Source organism: Pseudomonas sp. B21-031, assembly GCF_024748985.1.
Classification (GTDB): Bacteria; Pseudomonadota; Gammaproteobacteria; order Pseudomonadales; family Pseudomonadaceae; genus Aquipseudomonas; species Aquipseudomonas kermanshahensis.
In genome coordinates this window covers 1,567,390-1,587,061 of record NZ_CP087181.1, presented here as the reverse complement: position 1 = coordinate 1,587,061, position 19,672 = coordinate 1,567,390, and the positions used below count along the sequence as shown (strand labels likewise).

Below are 19,672 nucleotides of genomic sequence, written 5' to 3'. Positions count from 1 at the left end.
AATATCCATGATTGCCACTACCTCTACGCACTCCAATGCGTTTAACTTTCTGGGCTTCATGCAAGGCGAGGTTGACCCGCGCACGGGTCAGTACACGCTTGGTATCGAACTACCAAAGTTGGTAGCCAACGACCTGATCGGTCCCAACCTCCCTCTGCGCCTTGACTTCAGCCCGCTCAACGACGCAGACAGTGGCTACGGCATAGGTTGGAGCATCAACCTGACGCAGTACCACCTTACCAGCAAAGCCTTGTCGTTGATGACGGGTGAAAACCTTCGCGTGACCAGCGACGAAGCCAAGCCAGCCCGCATCAGCGAACAGAAACTGGTGAGTTTCGAGTTTTACAAAGATGACGCAGACAACTACCGCGTCGTTCACCGCTCGGGCATGGTCGAACACCTGCGCACGCATGACAGCAATGGCCAAAAAGTGGCGCTTCCGCACCGCATTTATGCAGTGTCCGGGCATTGGATCGACCTCACCTATATCAGGCCTGACAATCTCAGCCACCTGTGCTTGAGCGAAATCCGCGATGCAACGGGCAGGCGCCTGTTGTCGGTTGAATACCAAAGCCTGAATCGCTACAACATTCACCTGAATCCTGATGACGGGGCCAGTGTCTTCACAGTCGAGCTCACCGCTCGTAAGGTGGCCAAGGTTGTGCTGCCCAGTGCTGACAACGCCAGTTGGCGCTTCGAATACCTCAACGATCCCTCTACCCAGGGCATGACCTGCCTGAAGACCGTAAGCTCACCTACCGGCAGCGTCGAAACCATCAGTTACGATAACGGCGGCCACTTGATGCCCACAGGTGCACCAAGGCCCAGGCTGCCCAAGGTCGCAAGCCACAGCATCGACCCTGGATTCAAACAGCCCAAAATGGTCACCCAGTTTGCCTTTTCACAAGAAAACTTCATGGGTGGCAATAGTGGCCATCGTTGGACAGAGGGCGAGGATACCCTTTACAAGATCCCTAACAGCGCTGCCTACTTCTATACCTCGACCCAAACACAAACGGTAGACGGCGATGTCGTTCGAAAAGTAACTACTTATTACAACCGCTACCACCTAGTGACCAAGCAGAGAACCGAACAATTCGGCCTCGTGGCCGAGGTGCTCCTGCCCAAAGGTGAGGCGCCGCCGGAGCCTGTCAAGGACTGGCATATCCACGAAACCGAAACCGTCTACCACGAAAACCCGGCGCTGGGCTTCGCCTTGCAGCCGCGCCACTTCCAGATGGCCAAATTCGGCATCCAGCGCTGGCGGATGCAGAGCGACACCGGCAAGCTGCGCCAGGAAGTGACCTTCACCGACTACGATGAGCACGGTAATCAGACCCTGGAGGTTCAACCCAACGGTATACATACCGTCAGCGAGTATTACCCGGCACAGGCCAGTGACGGCTGCCCAGCCGACCCGCACGGCTTTGTGCGTAGCCTCAAGCAGCGTACCGTTTACCCTGCCGGTGCACGGCCATCCTGGACGCCGCCCGCCGACATGCAGAGCACGCTGCCAAAACAGGTCACGGTCGAGAGTGGCGCGCCAGTGCTCACCACGCGCTACCGCTATCGCCTGTTCGACGCACTGACCGACGCCAGCCGTATCGCCAGCATCCCGAGCCAGTACCTGGTGCAAGACAGCACCACACTGTCCCACGGCCTTGACGAGGCCGAAGTGAAGCTGGAAATGACCGAACTGGGTTATCACCATGCGCCAGACCAACCGGCACTGCATGGCCGTCAGATCACAGAAGAACGAACGCTGTACAACGCCGAGGCCAAAGGTTTGCTGGCCAGCCAGGAAAAAGTCTCCACCCGCTGGCACTACCCAGGCGCGACCACAAAAAAACGTGATGCACCGCTGGAAATCAAAGAAACCGTGACCTGCAAAGGCAAGCAGAAGAGCCTGATCAGTACCCTGTCGAGCCTGACCGGTGACACGCTGACCCAGCAGGATATCCACCGTGTGGTCACCGCCTATGAGTACGATGCATTGCAACGCGTGGTGAAAAAGACGATCGCCGCCAAGAGCGCGTACCCGGCCGAGCTCACATACGCCTATCAGCTGGTCGCCACCACAGGCCAACAGGCCAGCATGACCTCAACCGACGCCAATGGGGTGATCACCGTCACCGCTTACGACGGCCTTAACCGCACCATCAGTCAAGCGCGTAAAACCAAGGACACGGAGCAACAACTGGTTTACGAGGCGAACCATGACGAACTGGGGCAATTGGCCGATGAAACAGCCTATGACCATCACCCCCTGTTCACTGGCGGCACACTGGCCATCAAGACCCAATATACCTACGGCGCGTGGGGTGAGCTGTGCGAAACCCTGAATGCCGACGAGACCCGGCAACACACTGCCTACTCACCGTTTGGCGACCAAGGCGACATGACTGCCAGCTGGATGACGGGCAAAGGCCAGCCGACGTTGCGCCAGCATTTCACGTTGATACAGGACAACCTCAATGAAAAGCCATGGCAGGTGCAGCGCCTGGACAGCGAAGGCGAGGAAGTTGAGCAGCAGCGCTTCTTCTATGATGGCCTTGGCCAGAGCACCCGCGAAGAGCAACGCATCAGCGACCCACTGACTGGGAAAGAGCTGCAGAGCACCAGCACATACACGTACGATGCCTACGGTCGTATGACCCAAACCGAACGCCCTGACGGAACACTGATGAGCAGGGTATTCGCGGCGCACAGCCGCAATGTGTTGGTTGAAAAACTGTACGTGCATCCGCGGCAAGGGGTTGACGGCGAACTGGCCTGCGAGCGCAGCTTCGATGGCCAGGAGCGTATGCTGACGCTTGTTGCTGGCCCGCGCCAGGAAACCTACGAGTATGAGGGCAAGGACGAACAAGGCAACGACAGCGAGCAGATGCTGATGAGCAAACGCACCACTGCGGCCAACCGTGTGTTCACATTCAGCTACGACACAAGCCTCTCCCTGCAACCCAAGACCGTCACCGTAGGTAGCAAGCAGCCCGCCAACTACGGCTACGACAGCAAAACAACTGCAATCAACAGCGCCAGTAATGATGAAGGCGACCGAAGCTACAGCTACACCGACCAGGGCTATCTGCTCAAAGAAACCTGGGTAGACAAGGCTAACGCCAGCACCTATGTCTGCGACCACACCGCCTCGCTGCAGGGCCGCCCACTGCTGCGTGAAGACAGCGACCAACAGACCACCCAGCACGGCTACGACGGCATGGGCCGCCTGAGCTGGACCACCCAGGGCAACCTGCGCGCAAGCTTTACCTATGATGACGATGGGCGGCTGAAACTGACCAGCACCCAGGACCTGGTCAGCCTGCACCGGATCGACTGCGAACAGCGTTACGACTGCAATGGCCAGGAAATCGAACGCATTCTGACCCCCTACGACGACCAGGCCAAGGGCATAGAGCAGCGCATTACTCATGTGTGGCGCGGCGATGGCCGGCTGCACAGCCGCACACTGCTGCGCGATGGCAAACATGAGCTCACGGAGACGTTTGGATACGACACGCGCAAACGGCTGGAAAGCTATTTATGCGAAGGCGATCCCGAAGCCTTTCCGCGCACCGCCAAAGGCCTCTCCATCGAGGAGCAGACTTTCAAGTTCGACGTGCTTGATAACTTGATCGAGTGCAAAACCTGGTTCGCCGATAGAAGCAGGGATGTAGCCATCTATACCTGCAAAGGCACCACGCTGCAAAACGTGACCCACACCCATAACGACTACCTCGCCAGCTGCGACTTCAGCTACGACGCTGACGGCAACATGCTCAACGACGAGGCTGGCAATCAGCTTATCTACGACGAACACAGCCGCCTGAAACAGGTACTGGATGCCGCTGGTGAGCCTTTGTACAGCTACCGCTACGATGGCCACGATCACGTAGTAGGTGTGCGCTACGGCACCCGTTCGGAGGTGCAGCGCCGCTATCAGAATGAACGGCTGCACAGCACCGTCGATGGTAATGTGGTGAAGCAGTACCTGTATGACGGCGACCGGCCGCTGGGCTTGCAAGCGGCCAACGACAGCGGCGCCACCCGCCTGCTGCTGTCCAACATGAGCAACAGTGTGCTGGGCGAGAGCCACCAGGGCGTGCTGACCGAAGCCCGTTACAGCGCCTATGGCGACACTGACCAGCAAGACCCGGACAAAGCGCTGCAAGGTTTGCTGGCCTTCAACGGCGAAGTCCGTGAATGCGCGCTGGGCTGGTACCTGCTGGGGCGTGGCGCCCGCGCTTACAACCCGCAGCTGATGCGTTTCCACAGCCCGGACTCGATGCCGCCAGAGATAGCAGGTGCCAACCCCTACCAGTATTGCCTGGGCGACCCGGTGAACTGGCGCGACCCGAGCGGGCGTGTGAGTTCCAGAACACCTACTAACCCGCCTGCGACGGGTGGCACGAAGGCAAAAAAATCAAGCAAAACCTCCCTGTGGGTTACGTTGGGCGTTTCGATTGCTGCAGCCGTCATATCCATGGTTCCCTTTGGATTCACTGCGGGGGCTACGCTCCTCTCCACTGCTGCGTTGTCTTTCTCGGCAAAAGTCTGGCTGGTAGTCGGCTTCACAGGCGTGGCCATGCAAGTTGGCGGCCTTGCAGTACAGGGCATCGCCATGAACGAGGAGGACCCCGAAAAGATAAACCTACTCTTGGCGATTGGTGGTGGACTGAGCCTCCTTGGTGCAACGGCGACGGGGTTTGCAGCGTACAAATTGAACTCGATATTAGCGGCAATAAAAGGGGTAGGCCAATGGCAGAACTTCAAGGATGTGGTGAACAACTCGCTCAAAACAGTCACCGGGAAAGTTGAAAGCCTTGAAAACAGGGTGACCTACCTGAACCGGAAAACGGATGTGGCGCTAAAAAGATCAGCGGCCGCCCTAGATAAAGCAAAGGCCGCCCTAGCACAACGAAAAACGCCCGGAAAACAAGGTATCCCGGGGAAAAACGGGACAAATGGGACAAATGGGAAAGATGGGAAAGATGCACCCGCACCTACCCAAGCCCAAGTAGACCAAGGTGTAGAAAATTACTTTGAAAAAATGCAGGCGTTAAACATAGGAGATCCTCCTTCACGTCCGGAAGAGTTAGTAGGCACAACGACAAAACAAGTGTTTTTATCAACTGGCGTAACTCCGGACACCATGCGATAGTGATTGAATAAGCCCTGCCTCGACAGAGGTAGGGCCCCCCGATGAACTAATCCCACCATAACTCAGAACCCTCCTACATACCCCCTTCCCTTCCTCCTCTAATCTCGCCCTATCGCCTGACTCGACCACAACAAGGCACGAGCAGGGGAACCACAAAACGCAACCTGCTCGCTTGACTGAGCAGCGACGCGGCCTCCGACACCATTCGAGACATCCCCATGCTAAACGCCAAACGGCGTCGGCAGCCGCCGTCGCGTCTTCGTTTCGCCCCCTTGCTGGCCCTGGGCGGGAGCTGCCTGCTGCCGGCCGCCCTGGCCAGCGAACCCGAACTGAAATTCCATTCCGGTTTCATGCGTCAGGCCCCGGACCAGCCTCATGGCAGCGGCGAGCTGGCCCTGCAGGCGCTGGCCGCACACCAGCCTCTGACCGCCGGGCGCTACGCGGTGCAGGTGCGGGTGAACCTGGTACACGCCGGTGAGCACAGCCTCGACTTTCAGTATCGCAGCTCAGACCAGGGGCTCGCCCCCTGCCTGAGCGCCGCGTTGCTGGCCGAGCTGGGGCTGCGCCTGGAGCGCCTGGAAGCACCGCTGACGGCAGACGAACAGTGCCTCGACCTGGCCGCCCGTTTACCCGGCGCAGCGGTCGAGTTCAACAGCAGCCGCCTGCAGCTCGACATCTCGATCCCTCAGGCAGCATTGCGCCGAGACGTGGCAGGCAGTGTCGCCCCCGAGCGCTGGGACGATGGCATCAATGCTGGCTTCGTCAGCTACCAAGCCTCCGCCCAGCACAGCAGCCAGCGCGGCGGGCCAAGCCGTAGCCAGCAGGACCTGTACCTGAACAGCGGGCTCAACCTCGGCGGCTGGCGCCTACGCAGCAACCAGAGCCTGCGCGAAGATGAACACGGCCAACGGCGCTGGACCCGCAGCAACACCTATGCCCAGACCGACCTGCCCGGTAACTGGGGCACGCTCACCCTCGGCGAGACCTTCAGCAACGGCGAGGTATTTCGCAGCCTGCCACTCAAAGGCGTGCAGCTTGCCTCGGACATGGGCATGTTGCCCGACGTGCTGCAAAGCTATGCCCCAGTGATCCGAGGCGTGGCCCAAAGCCGGGCCAAACTCGAAATCCTGCAAAACGGCTACCCGATCTACAGCACCTACGTCGCTGCCGGCCCCTATGAAATCGATGACCTGGGCATCGGCGGCGGCAGTGGCGAACTGGAAATCGTCCTCACCGAAGCTGACGGCCAGGTGCGTCGCTTCATCCAGCCTTACTCGAGCCTGGGCAGCCTACTGCGTGCAGGCGTATGGCGCTACACCGCAGCCTTCGGGCGCTATAACGCAATCAACGGGCAGGACCAGCCACAGTTGTGGCAGGCGACCCTGGCACGCGGCATCGATTGGCAGGCAACGCTTTACGGTGGCGTGTTAGGCGGTGACTACTACCGCGCCGGGCTACTGGGCATCGGACGCGACTTCGGCCACTTTGGCGCAGTGTCGCTTGACGCCACCCACGCCAACACTGACCTGGGCCAGGAACTGGGTACCGTCACCGGGCAGAGTTTCGCCGTGCGCTATGGCAAGACCTTCCAGACCCGCACCAACCTGCGCTTTGCCGGTTATCGCTATTCCACCGAGGGCTACCGCGACTTCGATGAAGCCGTAGCCCAGCGTAATGCCGACCACCGGTACCTGGGTAACCGCCGCAGCCGCGTCGAAGCCTCAATCCAACAGCCCCTGGGTTTACGCAGCTCTCTGAGCCTGACCCTGACCCAGGACGACTATTGGAACAGCGACCGTCAACGCCGCCAGTATCAATTCCAGTTCAACACCCAGCACAGTAATATCAGCTACAACCTGTTCGCCTCGCAGTCGCTCAGCCGCGACAACTTCAACGATCGCATGATTGGCCTGAGCGTCTCGATACCGCTGGGCATTGGCAACAGCAGCAGCGCCACCTTCAACCTGCAACAACGCGCCGGGCGGACGAGTGAGCGCGCTAGCCTAAGCGGTAGCGAGCTGGACAACCGCCTCGGTTATCGCGCAGCCGTCAGCCGGGACGAGCAGCGTCGCAATAGCCTGGAGCTCTCGGCCAATTACCATGGCGCACATGCCAGTTATGGTGCCGGGCTGACCGAAAGCCGCGACCTGCGCACTATCTCCGTCAATGCCAGTGGGGCCTTGCTGGCCCATGAAGGGGGCATCACCTTGGCACCTTACCTGGGTGAAACCAGTGCCTTGGTCGAGGTGCCTGAAATCGCCGGCGTCGGCCTGGAGAACGCCCCAGGCGCGAGCACCAACGCCAAGGGGTACGCAGTGGCGCCACACCTGCGTCCCTATCGGGTCAATCAGTTGAACCTGCTCACCGATCAACTGGGCCCAGAGGTTGAAGTGGAAAACGGTACCCAACCGGTGGTGCCGCGCCGCGGCGCCATCGTCAAGGCCACCTTCGCCGCACGCCAGGTCACCCGCCTGATACTCACCTTGCAAGATGTCAACGGCAAACCGCTGCCGTTCGGCACCCAGGTCAGCGACGAGCAGGGCAACTCGCTGGCTATCGTCGGCCAGGGCGGCCAAGCGCTGATCGCTACCGGCCCGCACCCGCAGACCCTGCACGTACGTTGGGGCAAACAAGGTGCCCAGCAGTGCCCGCTGCCCATCGTCCCTTCGCAGATGGAGGATCGCCAAGGCTACCGCCTGCAGACACTCACCTGCCCGCCCCTCTGAACCAGCGCGCCAGCAATGGCGCCTCACCTGTGGATTCCCCATGCCAGCAACCAGACTCACCTGCACGGCCTTCGCCCTGCTCGCCCTCGCCGGCAACGCACATGCAACAACCGAATGCACCTGGCGGGCCGCGCCCGGTCCGCTTAACTATCGCATCGACCTCGGAACACCCTGGATAGCACGTGATGCCCCGATCGGCAGCGTCATCGGCACGGTTCAAAACCTGTTCACGCCCGAGGGACTTCGGCGTAGCATTCGCTGCGAGAACGACGGCAATGGCACGTTGACTTTCCAAGCCACACCCACCAGCCCTGTGCACCCAGGCCCACTGCCTCCGGTAAACGGCTGGAACGTCGATGGCAAGGTCATCGAAACCGGCATCCCCGGAGTCGGCCTGCACATCCGTCTGGGCTACCCCTTCAAAGGATTGCTCAGCAATGAGTTCAGACCAACGGACGACGAGGCCATTCCCTATCTGGGTGAAAACAGCCGAAATACGGGTGCCGTCCCCCTCGAAATCACCACACTGCTCTCCACTCACGTCCTGATAAAGACCGGGCAAATCCCTATCGGCCCCCAACATTTCAGCAAACAGATGGTCCGCAGCCAGATTAGCGACCTTGGTGATGCACTGAACATCCACGTCAGCGGAGGCGTGCAGCAGGCCCAGTGCACACTCAAGTCCAACCCGGTCAGCGCCGACCCGGTGCAATTGGGCAATCATGACCGTGCAGATTTCACCGGCATCGGCAGCACCACGGCCGCTAAGGACTTTCACATCACCCTTAGCGACTGCGAAGATGACCCTGCCGGCAGTATCGCCAGCGCCTATGTACGCCTCGAAGGCGCACGCGGCTCGGTGCCTCTGTTGCCCGCATTAGGTGTGTTTGGCTTGAGCAGCAACTCCACCGCGGCAGGTATCGGCATCCAACTGCTGCGCAGCGACAACAGCCCGATGCCACTTCAGCAGGACGAACCCATCACCTCACTGGTCATCGGCACCACCCAGCTGAATTTCAAAGCTCGCTATTACCAGACCAACACCACCGTGACCGCTGGGCTGGCCGAAGGCGCACTGGATTTCACGATCAGCTACCGCTGAACGAGTGCTCCGCGGGCACCGGGAAGTGCCTGCGGGGACGCCATATTTCAGGCACGACAAAAACGAAGAAAGGGACTTTCGTCCCTTTCTTCGTTTCTATATTTGGAGCGGGAAACGAGACTCGAACTCGCGACCCCGACCTTGGCAAGGTCGTGCTCTACCAACTGAGCTATTCCCGCAATGTGAAGCTTTACCGCTAATCGGCGTGAAGCGCCATGAAGACCTTCACCACCACTGCACCGTGCGAACGCCACAGTATTTAAACTGGAGCGGGAAACGAGACTCGAACTCGCGACCCCGACCTTGGCAAGGTCGTGCTCTACCAACTGAGCTATTCCCGCAAATGGCGTCCCCTAGGGGACTCGAACCCCTGTTACCGCCGTGAAAGGGCGGTGTCCTAGGCCACTAGACGAAGGGGACACACAACACTTTTCAGTGCACCAGAACATGAACCTCACGATTCAGCCTGGATTTTCTTTTCCTGCCCCGCCGTTAAGCGTTGCCGGAGAAACTGGAGCGGGAAACGAGACTCGAACTCGCGACCCCGACCTTGGCAAGGTCGTGCTCTACCAACTGAGCTATTCCCGCAATATGGCGTCCCCTAGGGGACTCGAACCCCTGTTACCGCCGTGAAAGGGCGGTGTCCTAGGCCACTAGACGAAGGGGACACGCTGCAAGCATTTACATGCTGCTTTCACTCCCTGCTGCGTTTCGCTGTGTGCTTTACGCTGCAAGTGGCGCGCATTCTATGGATGCTTCGGGTAGGCGTCAACCCCTTTGTAGAAATTTATTTAAATCAATGACTTCCGGGTGTGCCGAGCGCTGTTTCAGGCAGCCCGCAGGGGTTTGGCGTTGATTTTCTGGCGTCAACTCAGCATTAATGTGCCAGCATCCAGTCATGGCACAGTTTGCCGATAGAAAAGAGAATGCCTGTCAGGGCCTCTTTCGAGCAAGCTCGCTCCTACACTCAATAATGCAAACCTATTCATGAGGCATTAACGGTGACACCACTTCTGATCACTCTGCTCATCGTGGCGGGTATCGCGTTGCTGATCGTGATCGGCTACCTCAACAATGTGGTCGAGAACAGCAAGCTGGAACGCGCACGGTTGAAGATCGAGCTGGCCGACCGCTTGCGCCGCTGCGGCGAAATCACCGAGACCTTCCCCGGCCAGTTCATGACCCCGCCCCTCAAGCTGCTGCTGGCCCGCCTGGAGCTGAACCTTAACCAGCGCCAGCTGCCGTTGGACAAGCACAATGCCGAGCTCAAGGCACGCATCGCCGAGCTGGAAGGCTTGATCGCCCTGGGCGAAAAGATACCGGTGAACAACCCGCCCAACCCGATCCAGACCGAGGCCAAGGCCAAGGACGTGCGTTTTCTGCTCGAAGCGCTGCACACCCAGGTCGCCCGCGCCGCCCAGGAGGGCTTCCTGCCTGCCAGCGAGGCCAAGCAGTGGGTCAAGGAGATCCGTCATATCCTGGTGCTGCTGCACATCGAGTTCTTCAACAACCTTGGCCAGCAGGCCCTGCAAAAGGGCCAACCGGGCCAGGCACGCCTGGCCTTCGAGCGCGGCGTGCAGTATTTGCGCAAGCAGCCTGAGCCTAAGGTGTATGAAGAGCAGCTGACTTACTTGGAGAAACTGCTGGCACGCGCCAACGCCCAAGTGATGGACCGCATGGCGCCGGCGGAGGACGAGCACAATGAACTGACCGACGGGCTCAAGACCGACGAAGAAGAGACCTGGAAGAAGAAGGCGATGTACGACTGATACGTTTATCTGTGCCGGCCCGCTCCCACAGGGGCCAGTACAGACAATCCAGTGATCAGCAGTCAGTCAGCTCCAGAAAGATCGCCGCCAACCGCTCCAAGCCCACCTGGTCCGCCTCACTGAACCGCCCCACCTTCGGGCTGTCCAGGTCCAGCACCCCAATCAACCTGCCCGCCTTCACCAACGGAATCACCAGCTCGCTGTTGGACGCGCTGTCACAAGCGATATGCCCCGGGAACGCATGCACGTCTTCCACCCGCTGGGTTTGCCGCGTGGCCGCAGCCGCACCACACACACCCTTGCTGAACGGGATGCGCACACACGCCACCTGCCCCTGGAACGGCCCGAGCACCAGCTCTTCGTTGCGGTTCAGGTAAAACCCCGCCCAGTTCAGGTCATCCACCTGGTTATACAGAAACGCCGAAAACTGCGCGGCGTTGGCGATGAAGTCACGTTCGTCGGCAAACAGCGCCTGCACTTGCGCGGCCAGCAGGTTATAGCCGTCGAGGCCGGCGCCACTGGCATTGAGGTCGATCATTTACTTTTGCTCCAGCAATTGCAGCCCGACCCAGTAGCGGGCGAACTGATAGGCACAACGGCCATTACGGTTGCCGCGGCCGGTGGCCCAGCGCACGGCGAGGATGTCCAGGGCTTCGTCACGCTGCCAATTCAACCCGGCAGGGCGCGCCAACTGGCCGATCCAGTGTTCGACAACATTCAGGAAGTGGTCCTGGGTGAAGGGGTAGAACGACAGCCACAGGCCAAAGCGGTCAGACAGGGCGATCTTGTCTTCCACGGCTTCGCTGGGGTGCAACTCGCCGTCGACGCGCTTCCAGTTCTCGTTGTCGCTCTCTTTCTCCGGCACCAGATGGCGGCGGTTGGAGGTGGCGTACAGCAAGACATTGTCAGGGGCTTGCTCCAGCGAGCCGTCGAGCACGCTCTTGAGCACCCGGTAGTCGCCCTCCCCGGCTTCGAACGACAGGTCGTCGCAGAACAGGATGAAGCGCTGTGGCAGTTTTTGCAGTTGCTCGACCACCCGCGGCAGGTCGGCCAGGTGGTCGCGCTCGATTTCGATCAGGCGCAGGCCGGCACCCTCGTGCTCAGCCAGCAAGGCGCGCACCAGCGACGACTTGCCAGTACCGCGCGAGCCCCACAGCAAGGCGTGGTTGGCGGGCAGGCCATTGATGAACTGGTGGGTGTTGCGGCCCAGCTGGTCACGTTGCTGGTCGACCCCGATCAGGTCGCTGAGGCGGATGTCCAGGCTGACTTCAAGGGGCATCAGGTAACCGGTGCGGCCATCGCGCTGCCAGCGGGCGGCCAAGGTGGTGTGCCAGTCGATGTCCGGGCGTGGTGCGGGCAACAGCGGCTCAAGGCGCGCCAGTACCGATTCGGCGCGGTCCAGGAAAGCAATCAAGCGAGCGTCCATGACGACTCCTACAAATTTCAGTTTTTTGGGGCCGCTGTGCGATCAACTGAAATGAACAGACAGACCCGCCAGCAGCCGGGGCTATTCGGCTATGCTTGCGCAGCGCAAGGGACGTGAAACCGGCTCGGGACTCATGGATATCAAGTTCACCAATCGTCTGTCATACAAGCAAGCCCGGCTGACAGTCCTGGTCGGCTTCATCCTGGGAACATTGCTCAGTCTCATCCAGATCGGCATCGATTATGCCAGCGAAGACGCATCCATCAACCGTGAAGTGCGTGCACTGCTGCAAATCAGCCACAACCCGGCTTCGCGCATCGCCTACAACATCGATGCCGAACTGGCCCTGGAGCTGACCCGCGGCCTGCTGCAATCGCCAGCGGTGATCCGCGCCCGGCTGATCGACAACAATGACACCGTGCTGGCCGACGTCGAGCGCCCGCGCCTTGAAGACCGCTACCGCCCGCTCAGCGACTTCCTGTTCGGCGAGCAGCGCCAGCTTCAAGACCGCCTGTTTCTCGCCCCTATGCCCAATGAATACCTGGGCACCCTGTACCTGGACGTCGACACCTACGCCTTCGGCAGCCGCTTCCTCGACCGCGCCGGCATCACCCTGTTCAACGGCTTTGCCCGCAGCCTGGTGCTGACCGGGATTTTGCTGGCGCTGTTCTACATGATGCTGACCAAACCGCTGGTGACCGTGATTGGCGCGCTCAGCGGCAGCGACCCGCGCAAGCCGCGGCAAACCCGGCTGGAATGCCCCCACGGCCACGAACACGACGAGATCGGCGTGCTGGTCAAAGTCGCCAACCAGCAGTTCGTCAGCATGGCCACCGAGATCGAGCAGCGGCGTAACGCCGAGAACCGCCTGACCCAGTACCTGAACGAGCTGGAAGACATCGTGTCGGCGCGCACCGACCAGCTCAAGGCCAGCAACAGCAGTTTGAGCCTGTCCAACCAAGAGCTCGAAGAAGCCCGGCGCCGGGCCCTGGACATGGCCCAGGCGCGCGCGGCCTTCCTGGCCAACATGAGCCACGAGATCCGCACCCCGCTCAACGGCATGCTCGGCATGATCGCCCTGGCCCTGGACAGCCCGCTGCCCAGTGAACAGCGCCAGCAGATGACCATCGCCCACGACTCGGGCAAGGTGCTGGTGGAGCTGCTGAACGATATTCTCGACCTGTCCAAGTTCGATGCTGGCCAGCTGGAGCTCGAACGCATCCCCTTCGACATGGGCTCGATGGTCGAGGACACCGCCAACCTGCTGTCGCAGAACACCGCGCAAAGCGTCGAGCTGACCTGCCTGATCGCCCGCGACTTCCCCAGCAGCGTGCTCGGCGACCCGACCCGGGTGCGCCAGATTGTCAGCAACCTGTTGTCCAACGCGCTCAAGTTCACCCGCTTCGGCCGCGTCGACATCCGCCTGGTGACGATTGTCGGCGGTGTGCGTCTGGAAGTACGCGATACCGGTATCGGCATCCCCGAGGAGGCGCAGGCACGGATTTTCCAACCCTTCACCCAGGCTGGTGCCGGCATTACCCGTCAGTACGGCGGCACCGGCCTGGGCCTGGCACTGACGCGCAATCTATGCAGGGCGATGCAGGGGCACCTGCATATCCAGTCCGAACCAGGCTTTGGCAGCCGCTTCAGCGCAGAGCTGCCACTGGCCGTGCACACTGAAGCCATCCCGCCGGCGCCGCTGCAGGGCCGCGTGGTGGCCCTGAGCGATGCCAGCAGCGGGCTGCATGAGCTGCTGCAAGACCTGCTGCCCGCCTGGGGCCTGGCGTACCAACGCCACGACAGCAGCGCAGGCCTGCACACTGTGCCGTTCGACCTGCTGATCACCGACGACCTGGAGCACCTGCTGGCGCTGCGCCCTGTACTGAAAACGCCTATTCTGCTGGTGACGGCCTACGGCAATTTCCTGCCCAATGAGCAATCCATCAACCTTGCGCCGCTGCACCAACTGGCCCGGCCACTGGCGCGCAACGCGCTGTATCAGACACTGCGGCGCATCCTGCAAGGCCACGAGCCCGAGCACCCACTGGCCAACCCGCACACCTCCCCGGAAGAAGGCCGTGCACGGATTTTGCTGGTGGAGGACAACCCGGTGAACCAACTGGTGGCCAAGGGCATGCTGGCCAAGCTCGGCTGCCAGGTCCAGCTGGCTACCCAGGGCGCCGAGGCCCTGGCGTGGCTAGAACAAGAGGATTTCGACCTGGTGCTGATGGACTGCAACATGCCGGTGATGGACGGCTACGAAGCCAGCCGGCGTATCCGCCAGAGCGGCCGCTGGCCAGACTTGCCAATCGTCGCGCTCACCGCCAACGCCATGCCCGAAGAGCGCGAACGCTGCCGGGCGGCGGGCATGAACGACTACCTGGCCAAGCCGTTCCGCCGCGAAGAGCTGCTGGCGCTGGTCGAGCACTGGGTGCCGATCAGCGGCTGAGCAGGCGCTCGATGTCTGCTTCCAGTGCCTGCGGCTTGGTGGTCGGCGCATAGCGCGTGACCTGGCCACTGGCCGGGTCCACCAGGAACTTGGTGAAGTTCCACTTGATCTTCTGGCTGCCCAGCAGGCCGGGGGCGCGCTGCTTGAGCTCGACGAACAGCGGGTGCGCGCCCGGCCCGTTGACCTCGACCTTGCGAAACAGCGGGAAGCTCACGCCGAAATTGCGCTCGCAAAACTGCGCGATGTCCCGCGCTTCGCCCGGCTCTTGCTTGCCAAACTGGTTGCAGGGGAAACCCAGCACCACCAGGCCGCGCTCACGGTAGGCCTGCCACAGCTGCTCCAGGCCTTTGTATTGCGGGGTAAAGCCGCACTGGCTGGCGGTATTGACCACCAACAGGACTTTGCCCGGGAAGTCACCGAGCTTCTTGTGCTCGCCACCCAGGGTCACGCAGGGGATGTCCAGCATCGATCCAGCCATGTTCAGGCTCCGGTCAGTCACGTGGTCGAAGGTCGATGCACACCGAGTTGATGCAATAGCGCAGGCCGGTCGGGGGTGGTCCGTCGGGGAACACGTGGCCCAGGTGCGCATCGCAGCGGGCGCAGGTGACTTCGGTGCGGATCATGCCGTGGGAGGTGTCACGAATCTCGATCATCGCGCTGTCTTCGATCGGCGCGTAGAAGCTCGGCCAGCCGCAGCCGGAATCGAACTTGGTCTGCGCATCGAACAGCGGCAGGCTGCAGCAGATGCAATGGTAGATACCATCACGGCGTTCGCTGTTGTACTTGCCGCTGAACGGCCGCTCGGTGCCTTTGAGGCGGCACACCTGGTACTGCTCGGGGTCGAGCATCGACCGCCATTGTTCAAGTGTCTTCTCGATCTTTTGCATGTAGGGACCTCGACAGGCTTAATTTCACCCCGCGCCGTCTTTTCCGTAACGCGGGTGGCACGTATATTAGTTGGCTTCGTGTGCCAGGCGTTCAGTCTGGCACCCGCTTCCTGCCCTTTCAAACCTTTCGAAAGGGCGCGGTGCGTATTCTCAACCGGGACCCCATCATGCAGTTCAGCAAATCGAACAAGCTCGCCAATGTCTGCTACGACATTCGCGGCCCAGTGCTCAAGCACGCCAAACGCCTGGAGGAGGAAGGCCACCGCATCCTCAAGCTGAACATCGGCAACCCGGCGCCGTTTGGCTTCGAGGCGCCGGACGAAATCCTCCAGGATGTGATCCGCAACCTGCCCACCGCCCAGGGCTATAGCGATTCCAAAGGGCTGTTCAGTGCGCGCAAGGCGGTGATGCAGTACTGCCAGCAGAAGGAAATCGAAGGCGTCACCATCGAGGACATCTACCTCGGTAACGGCGTGTCCGAGCTGATCGTCATGTCGATGCAGGCGCTGCTCAACAACGGCGACGAAGTGCTGATCCCGGCCCCCGACTACCCGCTGTGGACCGCCGCAGTGAGCCTGGCTGGCGGCAAGCCTGTGCACTACCTGTGCGACGAACAGGCCGACTGGTTCCCTGACCTTGAAGACATCAAGGCCAAGATCACCCCGAACACCAAGGCCCTGGTGATCATCAACCCGAACAACCCGACCGGCGCGGTGTACTCCAAGGAGCTGCTGCTGGGCATGCTGGAGCTGGCGCGCCAGCACAACCTGGTGGTGTTCTCCGACGAGATCTACGACAAGATCCTCTACGACGAAGCCGTGCACATCAGCACCGCCTCGCTGGCCCCCGACCTGCTGTGCCTGACCTTCAACGGCCTGTCCAAGTCGTACCGGGTGGCGGGTTTCCGTTCCGGCTGGCTGATCATCTCGGGGCCCAAGCACCACGCCCAGAGCTACATCGAAGGCATCGACATGCTGGCCAACATGCGCCTGTGCGCCAACGTGCCGGCCCAGCATGCCATCCAGACCGCCCTGGGCGGCTATCAGAGCATCAACGACCTGGTGCTGCCACAAGGCCGCCTGCTGGAGCAGCGCAACCGCACCTACGAGCTGCTCAACGACATTCCGGGGGTGAGCTGCGTGAAGCCGATGGGCGCGCTGTATGCGTTCCCGCGGATCGACCCCAAGGTCTGCCCGATCCTCAATGACGAGAAGTTCGCGCTAGACCTGCTGCTGTCTGAAAAACTGCTGATCGTGCAAGGTACAGCGTTCAACTGGCCATGGCCGGACCACTTCCGCGTGGTGACCTTGCCGCGGGTGGACGACCTGGAAGCGGCGATCGGGCGGATCGGGAATTTCCTGCGGACTTATTCGCAGTAAGTGAAGGCCTCTTCGCAGCACAAGGCTGCTCCTACAGGTGTACGCGTTCTCCTGTAGGAGCAGCCTTGCGCTGCGAATGGGCTGCAAAGCAGCCCCAAATGTTTCTTACATCCTGCAACGCTCTACCTCACAGCCCCCACCGCATCCTCTGCCATACTCCGCCGTACACAGTTTGAAATAGTCGCCCGATTGAATCGGCACGGCTTGCACCTTATATACCCCGCAGTAAGCAACACACTCATCCGTCAGGAGAACGTAACAACCATGATGCGCATTCTGTTGTTTGTAGCCACCAACCTCGCGGTGGTGCTGGTTGCAAGCATTACCCTGAGCCTGTTCGGTTTCAACGGGTTCATGGCCGCCAACGGGGTCGACCTCAACCTCAGCAGCCTGCTGGTGTTCTGCGCCGTGTTCGGCTTTGCCGGCTCCCTTGTCTCGCTGTTCATCTCCAAGTGGATGGCGAAGATGAGCACCGGCACCCAGATCATCTCCCAGCCGCGCACCCGCCACGAACAGTGGCTGCTGCAAACGGTCGAGGAGCTGTCGCGCGAGGCCGGTATCAAGATGCCCGAAGTGGGTATCTTCCCGGCCTACGAGGCCAACGCCTTCGCCACCGGCTGGAACCGCAACGACGCCCTGGTAGCAGTGTCCCAGGGCCTTCTGGAGCGTTTTTCGCCCGATGAAGTGCGTGCAGTGCTGGCCCACGAGATCGGCCACGTGGCCAACGGTGACATGGTCACCCTGGCGCTGGTGCAGGGCGTGGTGAACACCTTCGTGATGTTCTTTGCCCGCATCATCGGCAACTTCGTTGACAAGGTCATCTTCAAGAACGAAGAAGGCCAGGGTATTGCCTACTACGTGGCGACCATCGTTGCCGAGCTGATCCTGGGCATCCTGGCCAGCATGATCGTCATGTGGTTCTCGCGCCGCCGCGAGTACCGTGCCGACGAAGCCGGCGCACAACTGGCCGGCACGGCCGCGATGATCGGCGCCCTGCAGCGCCTGCGCGTGGAGCAAGGCCTGCCAGTCCATATGCCGGACACCATGAAGGCCTTCGGCATCAATGGCGGCCTCAAGCACGGCCTGGCCGGGCTGCTGATGAGCCACCCGCCGCTGGAAGACCGTATCGAGGCGCTGCGCCGTCGCGGTTGATCCACCCGGCAAAAACAAGAAAGGGCGACTTCGGTCGCCCTTTTTTGTGAGTGTCACCTTCAGAGGCCTATGCGATACACCCGTTCCAGCAGGCTGGTAGCACCGGCCTGGGCAAACTTCGGGCTCTGCTCAATGATTTCCAGCACCTCCAGCTGCTCCACCTGCCGACCGGCAAACCCGTGCCGTACCTCATCATCGACCACCGAAAACGGCGGGCCAGCTAACAGCGCCTGATCATAATCCAGCGTCACCAACAGCCCTTGGCACCCCGCTGGCAGCACGTCAGCCAACAGCCGCATGTAGCGCAGGCGCATCTCAGGAGGCAATGCAATCAGCGCCGCACGGTCATAGAACCCCGCGCAATCGGCTACATCCTGGGCCTGCAAGGCAAAGAAGTCCCCGCACCACAACTCCACCTCGGCGCTGCGCCAAACCTCGAACGCGCCCTGCTGCGACACTTCAGCCTCAAGCCCGTGCTCCTGGAAAAAGCCTTCCACTGCCCGCCGCGACAGCTCCACCCCCAGCACCCGATGCCCCTGCCCTGCCAGCCAGGCCAGGTCTAGGCTCTTGCCACACAAAGGCACCAGCACACGGCTGCCAGCCGGCAGCGCCAGCGCTGGCCAGCGCGCTTGCAGGTAGGGGTTGACCTGCGCTTGATGGAAGCCGATCTGGTTGTCGGCCCATCGTTTGTGCCAGAACGCTGGCTCCATGGTTGCTCCTGTACTTATCAAGCGCTTCGATACATAGCGCAGAAAACTTGGTTTGGATTTCGATCGGTAACTGATCGAAGATGACTGCATCTTAACCCTCAGGACATCACCATGCTGCCCAGCCTGTTCATTTCCCATGGTTCCCCCATGCTTGCCCTGCAGCCAGGCGCCAGCGGGCCGGCCCTGGCCGGGTTGGCCAACGCCCTGCCGCAACCCAAGGCGATCGTGGTGGTGTCGGCGCACTGGGAAAGCCGTGAGCTGCTGGTGACCGGCAGCCAGCAGCCCGAGACCTGGCACGACTTCCACGGCTTCCCCCAGGCGTTGTATGCCGTGCAGTACCCGGCACCGGGTGCCCCTGCGCTGGCCGAGCAGGTGTGCGCATTGCTGGGCGCTGCCGGCCTGCCGGCACGCACCGATGCGCACCGGCCGTTCGACCATGGCGCCTGGGTGCCGTTATCGCTGATGTACCCGGCCGCCAACATCCCGGTGCTCCAGGTGTCGCTACCCAGTCAGCTGGGGCCTGCCTTGCAGCTCAAAGTTGGTCAGGCACTGGCAGGGTTGCGCGCGCAGGGGGTACTGCTGGTGGGCTCGGGGAGCATTACCCATAACCTGGGCGAACTGGACTGGCACGCCGGGCCGGATGTGATCGAGCCTTGGGCGCTGGCGTTTCGGGATTGGGTGGTGGCGCGGCTGCAGGAGGATGACCGGGATGCGCTGGTGGGTTACCGGCAAGCGGCACCGTTTGCGGTGCGTAACCATCCCAGTGATGAGCATTTGCTACCGCTGTTTTTTGCCCTCGGCGCCGGGGGCACGTTCGGCATCGTCCACCAGGGGTTCACCTTGGGCGCACTGGGGATGGATATCTACAGGTTCGACTGAAACACAGATCCCCTGTAGGAGCAGCCTTGTGCTGC

The 19,672-nt window shown here is 61.2% G+C and carries 13 protein-coding genes and 5 tRNA genes; 8 read left to right on the top strand and 10 right to left on the bottom strand.

From position 1 onward, the window contains the following. Positions 1-7 precede the first annotated feature (7 nt). The 3 genes from LOY53_RS07190 (at position 8) to LOY53_RS07180 (ending at position 8,986) form a co-directional block, all read left to right on the top strand. A complete protein-coding gene (locus LOY53_RS07190; protein ID WP_258703786.1) occupies positions 8-5,158 on the top strand; it encodes an RHS repeat domain-containing protein in 5,151 nt (1,716 codons plus the stop codon). A 218-nt stretch (positions 5,159-5,376) separates the two neighbouring features. Continuing rightward, positions 5,377-7,884 carry a fimbria/pilus outer membrane usher protein gene (locus tag LOY53_RS07185; protein ID WP_252827089.1) on the top strand — a complete coding sequence of 836 codons (2,508 nt, stop codon included), beginning with the start codon at positions 5,377-5,379 and terminating at the stop codon, positions 7,882-7,884. 40 nt (positions 7,885-7,924) lie between these two features. Continuing rightward, complete coding sequence (locus tag LOY53_RS07180) at positions 7,925-8,986, top strand: fimbrial protein (RefSeq protein WP_252827088.1); 1,062 nt, start codon at positions 7,925-7,927, stop codon at positions 8,984-8,986. Positions 8,987-9,089: 103 nt separating this feature from the next. Here the strand turns inward: LOY53_RS07180 and LOY53_RS07175 are convergent. The 5 genes from LOY53_RS07175 to LOY53_RS07155 all read right to left on the bottom strand — a co-directional run bounded on the left by LOY53_RS07175 (position 9,090) and on the right by LOY53_RS07155 (position 9,654). Then, positions 9,090-9,165 (bottom strand) — tRNA-Gly (locus LOY53_RS07175). An 86-nt stretch (positions 9,166-9,251) separates the two neighbouring features. Further along, positions 9,252-9,327 (bottom strand) — tRNA-Gly (locus LOY53_RS07170). Positions 9,328-9,330: 3 nt separating this feature from the next. Continuing rightward, positions 9,331-9,406 (bottom strand) — tRNA-Glu (locus LOY53_RS07165). A 92-nt stretch (positions 9,407-9,498) separates the two neighbouring features. Continuing rightward, positions 9,499-9,574: transfer RNA gene (locus LOY53_RS07160), tRNA-Gly, on the bottom strand. Positions 9,575-9,578: 4 nt separating this feature from the next. Next, a tRNA-Glu gene (locus LOY53_RS07155) sits at positions 9,579-9,654 on the bottom strand. Positions 9,655-9,987: 333 nt separating this feature from the next. On the opposite strand from LOY53_RS07155, the gene LOY53_RS07150 reads away from it, so the two are divergent. After that, positions 9,988-10,755 carry a hypothetical protein gene (locus LOY53_RS07150; RefSeq protein WP_252827087.1) on the top strand — a complete coding sequence of 256 codons (768 nt, stop codon included), beginning with the start codon at positions 9,988-9,990 and terminating at the stop codon, positions 10,753-10,755. 55 nt (positions 10,756-10,810) lie between these two features. On the opposite strand, the gene LOY53_RS07145 is transcribed toward LOY53_RS07150, so the two are convergent. Together LOY53_RS07145 and LOY53_RS07140 are read right to left on the bottom strand one after the other, a co-directional pair. Continuing rightward, positions 10,811-11,293: a GAF domain-containing protein gene (locus tag LOY53_RS07145; protein ID WP_027596054.1), complete on the bottom strand. Its 483-nt coding sequence runs from the start codon at positions 11,291-11,293 to the stop codon at positions 10,811-10,813. After that, complete coding sequence (locus LOY53_RS07140) at positions 11,294-12,181, bottom strand: ATP-binding protein (RefSeq protein ID WP_027596053.1); 888 nt, start codon at positions 12,179-12,181, stop codon at positions 11,294-11,296. A 91-nt stretch (positions 12,182-12,272) separates the two neighbouring features. Here LOY53_RS07140 and LOY53_RS07135 point away from each other — a divergent pair, with 91 nt between their 5' ends. Next, the gene (locus LOY53_RS07135; protein ID WP_252827086.1) at positions 12,273-14,630 is read left to right on the top strand and encodes a response regulator; all 2,358 of its coding nucleotides are present in this window, start codon (positions 12,273-12,275) and stop codon (positions 14,628-14,630) included. Here LOY53_RS07135 and LOY53_RS07130 read toward each other — a convergent pair. Continuing rightward, positions 14,620-15,108 (bottom strand): glutathione peroxidase, encoded by a 489-nt coding sequence (locus LOY53_RS07130; protein ID WP_027596051.1) that lies wholly within the window; start codon positions 15,106-15,108, stop codon positions 14,620-14,622. The two genes, LOY53_RS07135 and LOY53_RS07130, sit on opposite strands and share 11 nt — an antisense overlap. 13 nt (positions 15,109-15,121) lie before the next feature. Next, positions 15,122-15,517, bottom strand: coding sequence for a peptide-methionine (R)-S-oxide reductase MsrB (gene msrB, locus LOY53_RS07125; RefSeq protein ID WP_099453284.1), 396 nt, complete (start codon positions 15,515-15,517; stop codon positions 15,122-15,124). 167 nt (positions 15,518-15,684) lie between these two features. Here msrB and LOY53_RS07120 point away from each other — a divergent pair, with 167 nt between their 5' ends. Together LOY53_RS07120 and htpX are read left to right on the top strand one after the other, a co-directional pair. Continuing rightward, complete coding sequence (locus tag LOY53_RS07120; RefSeq protein WP_085273706.1) at positions 15,685-16,896, top strand: pyridoxal phosphate-dependent aminotransferase; 1,212 nt, start codon at positions 15,685-15,687, stop codon at positions 16,894-16,896. Between the two features lie 264 nt (positions 16,897-17,160). Next, positions 17,161-18,048, top strand: coding sequence for a protease HtpX (gene htpX, locus LOY53_RS07115; protein WP_016715101.1), 888 nt, complete (start codon positions 17,161-17,163; stop codon positions 18,046-18,048). 59 nt (positions 18,049-18,107) lie between these two features. Here htpX and LOY53_RS07110 read toward each other — a convergent pair whose 3' ends face one another. After that, positions 18,108-18,758, bottom strand: a complete 651-nt coding sequence (locus tag LOY53_RS07110) for a thiopurine S-methyltransferase (protein ID WP_252827085.1) — start codon at positions 18,756-18,758, stop codon at positions 18,108-18,110. Positions 18,759-18,869: 111 nt separating this feature from the next. On the opposite strand from LOY53_RS07110, the gene LOY53_RS07105 reads away from it, so the two are divergent. Next, the gene (locus tag LOY53_RS07105; RefSeq protein ID WP_252827084.1) at positions 18,870-19,637 is read left to right on the top strand and encodes a class III extradiol ring-cleavage dioxygenase; all 768 of its coding nucleotides are present in this window, start codon (positions 18,870-18,872) and stop codon (positions 19,635-19,637) included. The last annotated feature ends 35 nt before the right edge of the window (positions 19,638-19,672 follow it).

Excerpts from the sequence above, each read along its gene's own strand:
- LOY53_RS07190 (WP_258703786.1), top strand. The coding sequence starts at position 8 with ATGATTGCCACTACCTCTACGCACTCCAATGCGTTTAACTTTCTGGGC.
- LOY53_RS07185 (WP_252827089.1), top strand. The coding sequence starts at position 5,377 with ATGCTAAACGCCAAACGGCGTCGGCAGCCGCCGTCGCGTCTTCGTTTC.
- LOY53_RS07180 (WP_252827088.1), top strand. The coding sequence starts at position 7,925 with ATGCCAGCAACCAGACTCACCTGCACGGCCTTCGCCCTGCTCGCCCTC.
- LOY53_RS07145 (WP_027596054.1), bottom strand. The coding sequence starts at position 11,293 with ATGATCGACCTCAATGCCAGTGGCGCCGGCCTCGACGGCTATAACCTG.
- LOY53_RS07140 (WP_027596053.1), bottom strand. The coding sequence starts at position 12,181 with ATGGACGCTCGCTTGATTGCTTTCCTGGACCGCGCCGAATCGGTACTG.
- LOY53_RS07135 (WP_252827086.1), top strand. The coding sequence starts at position 12,273 with ATGCTTGCGCAGCGCAAGGGACGTGAAACCGGCTCGGGACTCATGGAT.
- LOY53_RS07130 (WP_027596051.1), bottom strand. The coding sequence starts at position 15,108 with ATGGCTGGATCGATGCTGGACATCCCCTGCGTGACCCTGGGTGGCGAG.
- msrB (WP_099453284.1), bottom strand. The coding sequence starts at position 15,517 with ATGCAAAAGATCGAGAAGACACTTGAACAATGGCGGTCGATGCTCGAC.
- LOY53_RS07120 (WP_085273706.1), top strand. The coding sequence starts at position 15,685 with ATGCAGTTCAGCAAATCGAACAAGCTCGCCAATGTCTGCTACGACATT.
- htpX (WP_016715101.1), top strand. The coding sequence starts at position 17,161 with ATGATGCGCATTCTGTTGTTTGTAGCCACCAACCTCGCGGTGGTGCTG.
- LOY53_RS07110 (WP_252827085.1), bottom strand. The coding sequence starts at position 18,758 with ATGGAGCCAGCGTTCTGGCACAAACGATGGGCCGACAACCAGATCGGC.
- LOY53_RS07105 (WP_252827084.1), top strand. The coding sequence starts at position 18,870 with ATGCTGCCCAGCCTGTTCATTTCCCATGGTTCCCCCATGCTTGCCCTG.